At 73.3% G+C, this 6,437-nt stretch carries 1 protein-coding gene; it reads left to right on the top strand.

The genetic code is table 11. The features are described 5' to 3' along the window. Positions 1-6,437, top strand: a 6,437-nt coding sequence (locus AB0D10_RS45640; RefSeq protein WP_360268836.1) for a type I polyketide synthase, incomplete at both ends; no start/stop codon positions are given.

Raw genomic sequence — 6,437 nt, 5'->3', positions numbered from 1 at the left:
GTGACGGTGATGTCCACCCCGGCGACGTTCGTCGAGTTCTCCCGGCAGCGAGGGCTGGCCGCGGACGGCCGCAGCAAGGCATTCGCCGACGCGGCCGACGGCGTCGGCTGGGGTGAGGGCGTCGGCATGGTCGTACTGGAGCGGCTGTCGGACGCGCGCCGCAGCGGTCACCGGGTGCTCGCGGTGCTGCGGGGGAGCGCCGTCAACCAGGACGGTGCCTCCAACGGGCTGACGGCGCCGAACGGGCCGTCGCAGCAGCGGGTGATCCGGCAGGCCTTGGCGAGCGCCGGGCTGGCGGCGGCTGACGTGGACGCCGTCGAGGCGCACGGCACCGGGACGACGCTGGGCGACCCGATCGAGGCGCAGGCCCTGCTCGCCACCTACGGCCAGGATCGCGAACTGCCCTTGTTGCTCGGCTCGATCAAGTCGAACATCGGCCACGCCCAGGCCGCGGCCGGTGTGGCCGGCGTGATCAAGATGGTACTGGCGATGCAGCACGGCTTGCTGCCGCGGACCCTGCACGTGGACGCGCCCTCCTCGCACGTCGACTGGACGGCCGGTGCGGTCGAACTGCTCACCGAGCGCACGGAGTGGCCGGCCACCGGCCATCCGCGCCGCGCGGGCGTGTCGTCCTTCGGGATCAGCGGGACCAACGCGCACGTGATCCTGGAGCAGGCCGGGCCCGAGGTGGTGCAGGAGGCCGCGGTCACGGCGGCGGTGATGCCCTGGGTGGTATCGGCGAAGTCCGAAGCGGCGCTGGACGCTCAGGTCGCGCGGCTGACGGAGCTCAATGAGCGCCCGGCTGCGGATGTGGCGTTCACCCTGGCCGGGCGGTCGCTCTTCCTGCACCGTGCGGTGGTCGTCGACGGGGCAGAGGTGGCCCGAGGACGTGCATCGGAAGGCAAGAGTGCGTTCCTGTTCTCCGGGCAGGGGTCGCAACGGCTGGGGATGGGACGGGAGTTGTATGCCCGGTTCCCGGTGTTCGCGGAGGCGTTCGACGCCGTTTGTGCGGGGCTGGACGAGCACTTCGATCGTCCCCTGCGCGGCGTCGTCTGGGGTACGGACGAGGAGTTGCTGAACCGGACGGAGTTCGCCCAGGCGGGGTTGTTCGCGGTCGAGGTGGCGCTGTTCCGGCTGGTGGAATCCCTGGGTGTGCGGCCGGAGTTCGTGGCCGGTCACTCGATCGGTGAGGTGGCGGCTGCGCATGTGGCCGGGGTGTTCTCGCTGGCGGACGCCTGCGCCCTGGTCGCCGCCCGTGGCCGCCTTATGCAGGCGCTGCCGGCCGGTGGCGCGATGCTGGCCGTGCAGGCGACGGAGGGCGAAGTCCTGCCACTGCTTGGCGACTTCGTGTCGATCGCGGCCGTCAACGGCCCGACTTCTGTCGTCGTCTCCGGCACGGAGGAGGCGGTCGAAGCGATCGGCGAGCATTTCGCCGATCGCCGGATGACCCGCCTGCGGGTCTCGCACGCGTTCCATTCGCCGCTGATGGATCCGATGCTGGAGGACTTCCGTACGGTCCTTGACGGGCTGACGTACCAGGCGCCGTCGATCCCGCTGGTCTCCAACCTGACCGGCGACCTGGCGGAGGGCCTGACGTCGCCCGACTACTGGGTGCGCCACGTCCGCGAGGCCGTCCGCTTCGCCGACGGTGTGCGCGCATTGGAGGCTGCCGGCGTCACCCGCTTCCTGGAGCTCGGCCCCGACGGTGTCCTGATGGCGCTGGCGGCCTCCACTCTTTCCGACGACGCCGTGCTGGCCTCCTCCCTCCGCAAGGGCCAGGACGAGGAGACGAGCGTGCTGACCGCGCTCGCGCACCTGCACATCACCGGTGCGCCCGTCGACTGGGCCGCGCTCTTCGTCGGCACCGGCGTCCGCTCGGTCGATCTGCCGACCTACGCCTTCCAGCACCGTCGCTACTGGCCCGCCACCGCCCCGACGACCGCAGGCGACCTCGGCGCCGCGGGCCTCGACAGCGCCGACCACCCGCTGCTCACCGCCTCGCTCGAACTCTCCGACGACGACGGTCTGTTGTTCACCTCCCGGCTGTCCCGGCAGTCCCACCCCTGGCTCGCCGACCATGTGGTACGCGGCAACGTCCTGCTGCCCGGCACCGCGTTCCTCGAACTCGCCGTCCGCGCCGGGGACGAGGCCGGCTGCGACCGCGTCGAAGAGCTGACCCTGGCCGCGCCGCTCGTCCTGCCCGAGCGCGAGGGCGTCCAGCTGCAGCTGCGGGTCGGCGCGGCCGACGAGAACGGCCGCCGCACCTTCACCATCGCCTCCCGGCCCGAGGGTGCCGACGGCCGCGCCTGGGACCAGCACGCGACCGGCGTCCTGGCCGTGGGGGAGACGCGCACCGCGTTCGACGCGGCGGTGTGGCCGCCGGCCGGTGCCGAGGCGGTCGACCTGACCGGGCTGTACGAGGGCATGGCCGACGGTGGCTACGCGTACGGCCCGGTGTTCCGGGGCCTGCGAGCGGCCTGGAGGCGAGGGGACGAGGTCTTCGCCGACGTCGCCCTGCCGGAGGGCATCGAGGGCACCGGCTACGGCCTGCACCCGGCACTGCTCGACGCCGTCCTGCACGTGACGGCCGTCAACGGGATGCCGCACGGCGTTGTGCCGTTCTCCTGGGAGGACGTGTCGCTGCACGCCTCCGGCGCGTCCTCGGTGCGCGTGCGCGTCACCCGGACCGGCGAGGAGTCCGTCGCGGTGGCGGTCGCCGACGCCGAGGGCCTGCCGGTGGCGTCGGTGGGGTCGCTGGCCCTGCGCGCGGTGTCGAGCGGGGAGTCGGCGGCGGCCCGGGACGGGTTGTTCCGGGTGGACTGGGTGCCGGTGAGGGCCTCCGACGCGACGGAGTTCGCGGCGGTGGAGTCGCTGGCGGAGGTGCCGGTGGACGTGCCGCCGGTGGTGGTGATCCGACCGGCGGACGACGACGTGCACGCGCGTACGGTCCGCGTGCTGGAGCTGGTGCAGGGCTGGCTGGCGGAGGAGCGTTTCGCGGCCTCGCGTCTGGTGTTCGTGACGCGCGGGGTGGTGGCGGGCGAGGACCTGGCCGGCGCAGCGGTGTGGGGTCTGGTGCGGTCGGCGATGTCGGAGGAGCCGGGCCGGTTCGGCCTGGTGGATCTGGCGGGTTCGGACGAGTTGCCGTCCGAGGCACTGGGCCTGGACGAGTCGCAGCTCCTCGTCCGCAATGGGGAGGTCCTCGCGGCCCGACTCGTGCGCGCCGAATCGGCGGGCGAGCCGGTGGTGTGGGCCGGTGAGGGCACGGTCCTGATCACCGGCGGCACGGGCGGCCTGGGCCGGGTCGTGGCCCGGCACCTGGCCATCGAACACGGCGTACGGCAGCTGCTGCTGGTCAGCCGCCGGGGATCGGACGCCGAGGGCACGGACGAACTGCTCGCCGAGCTGGCGGCAGTCGGAGCGGAGGCCGTCGTCGAGGCGTGTGACGTCGCCGATCCGGCGGCGGTGGCAGACCTGTTCGCCCGGCACGAGATCCGCGCGGTCGTCCACACGGCCGGCGTGCTCGACGACGGCGTGCTCGGCTCGCTGACCGCCGAGCGCGTCAGCACCGTCCTGCGCCCGAAGGCGGACGCCGCCTGGAACCTGCACGAGGCCACGAAGGACCGCGAGTTGGCGGCCTTCGTGCTGTTCTCCTCGGTCTCCGGCGTCTTCGGCGGCCCGGGGCAGGCCGCCTACGCGGCGGGCAACGCCTACCTGGACGCGCTGGCCCTGTACCGCCGCTCGCTCGGCCTGCCCGCCGTCTCGCAGGCCTGGGGCCCGTGGACCCGCGACGGAGGCATGATCGGCACGCTCGCCGACGTCGACCTGCAGCGGATCGCCCGCTCGGGCATGCCGGAGCTCACCCCCGCCGAGGGTGCCGCGCTGTTCGACGCCTCGCTCGCGGCGGGCGAGCCCGCGATCCTGCCGGTCCGGCTGGACCTCGCGGCGCTGCGGGCCCAGGACTCGGTGCCCGCCCTGCTGCGCGGACTGGTGCGCGGCCGGGCCCGGCGCGCGGTGGTCACGGGCTCGGCCGCTTCGGCGGGCCTGGCGCAGCGGCTGTCCGGCCTTGGTGTCGACGAGCGGTGGGGCGCCGTCCTGGAGCTGGTACGCGACCGGATCGCCGTGGTCCTGGGCCACGAGGGCGGCTCGGTCGTCGACCCCTCGCGGGCGTTCCAGGACCTCGGCTTCGACTCGCTGACGGCGGTCGAGCTGCGGAACCGCCTGCGGTCGGCGACCGGTCTCCAGCTGCCGGCCACCGTCGTGTTCGACTACCCGACGGCGAGTGCGCTGGCGGGCTTCGTCCTGGAGGGTCTGTTCGGTGCCGACGAGGCCGAGGAACTCCCGTCGCCGCTCCCGGTGTCGTCGGACGACCCGGTGGTCATCGTCGGCATGGCCTGCCGCTACCCGGGCGGCGTCGAGTCGCCGGAGGACCTGTGGCGGTTGGTGGCCGACGGCGTGGACGCGGTGTCCGAGTTCCCGACGAACCGCGGCTGGGACGTCGACTCGCTCTACAGCGAGGACCGGTCCGTCCCGGGCACGTCGTACACCCGGCGGGGCGCGTTCCTGCACACCGCCGGGGACTTCGACCACGAGTTCTTCGGCATGAGTCCGCGCGAGGCGCTGGCGACGGACGCGCAGCAGCGCCTGCTGCTGGAGACGTCGTGGGAGGCCTTCGAGCGGGCCGGCATCGACCCGGTGACGCTGCGCGGCAGCCGGACCGGTGTCTTCGCGGGCATCATGTACACCGACTACCGCTCGCTCCTCGACGGCGAGGAGTTCGAGGGCTTCCGGGGGAACGGCAGCGCCCCCAGTGTCGCCTCCGGCCGGGTGTCCTACACCTTCGGCTTCGAGGGCCCGGCGGTGACGGTGGACACGGCATGCTCGTCGTCGCTGGTGGCGATGCACCTGGCGGCGCAGGCGCTGCGCGGCGGCGAGTGCTCGTTGGCGCTCGCGGGCGGCGTGACGGTGATGTCGACGCCGGGGACGTTCGTGGAGTTCTCGCGCCAGGGCGGCCTGTCAGCCGACGGCCGGTGCCGTTCGTTCGCGGACGCGGCGGACGGCGTGGGCTGGGGCGAGGGCGTCGGTGTCGTGGTGTTGGAGCGTCTGTCGGACGCCCGTCGCAACGGGCACCGCGTGCTGGCGGTCCTGCGTGGCAGCGCGGTGAACCAGGACGGTGCGTCGAACGGTCTGACGGCGCCGAACGGGCCGTCGCAGCAGCGGGTGATCCGGCAGGCGCTGGCGAGTGCCGGGCTGTCCGCGTCGGACGTGGACGCGGTGGAGGCGCACGGTACGGGGACGACGCTGGGTGACCCGATCGAGGCGCAGGCGCTGCTCGCGACGTACGGGCAGGACCGCGGACTGCCGCTGCTGTTGGGCTCGATCAAGTCGAACATCGGGCACGCGCAGGCGGCGGCCGGTGTCGCGGGCGTGATCAAGATGGTGCTGGCCATGCAGCACGGGCTGCTGCCGCGCACCCTGCATGTGGATGTGCCTTCGTCCCACGTGGACTGGACGGCGGGCGCGGTGGAGGTGCTGGCCGAGGCTCAGGAATGGCCGGATGCCGGCCGGCTCCGCCGGGCGGGCGTGTCGTCGTTCGGGATCAGCGGGACCAACGCGCACGTGATCCTTGAGCAGGGCGAGCCCGAGGCCGTGCAGGACGCCGCGCCGACGGTGGGGGCGATGCCCTGGGTGGTATCCGCCAGGTCCGAGGCGGCGCTGGACGCTCAGGTCGCGCGGCTGGCGGAGGTCGGTGAACTCCCGGCTGCGGATGTGGCGTTCACGCTGTCCGGGCGGACGGCCTTCCCGCACCGGGTGGTGATCGTCGACGGCGTCGAGGTGGCCCGAGGGCTTGTGGGTGAGGGCGGGACGGCGTTCCTGTTCTCGGGGCAGGGGTCGCAGCGGCTGGGGATGGGGCGGGAGTTGTACGGCCGGTTCCCGGTGTTCGCTCGGGCTTTCGACGAGGTGTGCGGGGCTCTTGAGCTTCCGCTGCGGGATGTCGTCTGGGGTACGGACGAGGAGTTGCTGAACCGGACGGAGTTCGCCCAGGCGGGGTTGTTCGCGGTCGAGGTGGCGCTGTTCCGGCTGGTGGAATCCCTGGGTGTGCGGCCGGAGTTCGTGGCCGGGCACTCGATCGGTGAGGTGGCGGCCGCGCACGTGGCCGGGGTGTTCTCGCTGGCGGACGCCTGCGCCCTGGTCGCCGCCCGTGGCCGTCTGATGCAGGCGTTGCCGGCCGGTGGCGCGATGCTGGCCGTGCAGGCGACGGAGGGCGAAGTCCTGCCGCTGCTCGGCGAGTTCGTTTCGATCGCGGCCGTCAACGGCCCCACGTCCGTCGTCGTTTCCGGCGCCGAGGAGGCCGTCGAGGCGATCCGCGCGCACTTCGCCGACCGCAAGACGACGCGGCTGCGGGTCTCGCACGCGTTCCATTCGCCGCTGATGGATCC

Origin of the sequence: Kitasatospora sp. NPDC048545 (assembly GCF_040651155.1) — a bacterium.
Classification (GTDB): Bacteria; Actinomycetota; Actinomycetes; order Streptomycetales; family Streptomycetaceae; genus Kitasatospora.
Note: the sequence above shows the minus strand (reverse complement) of the source record. Positions and strands in the feature narration are given on the sequence as shown.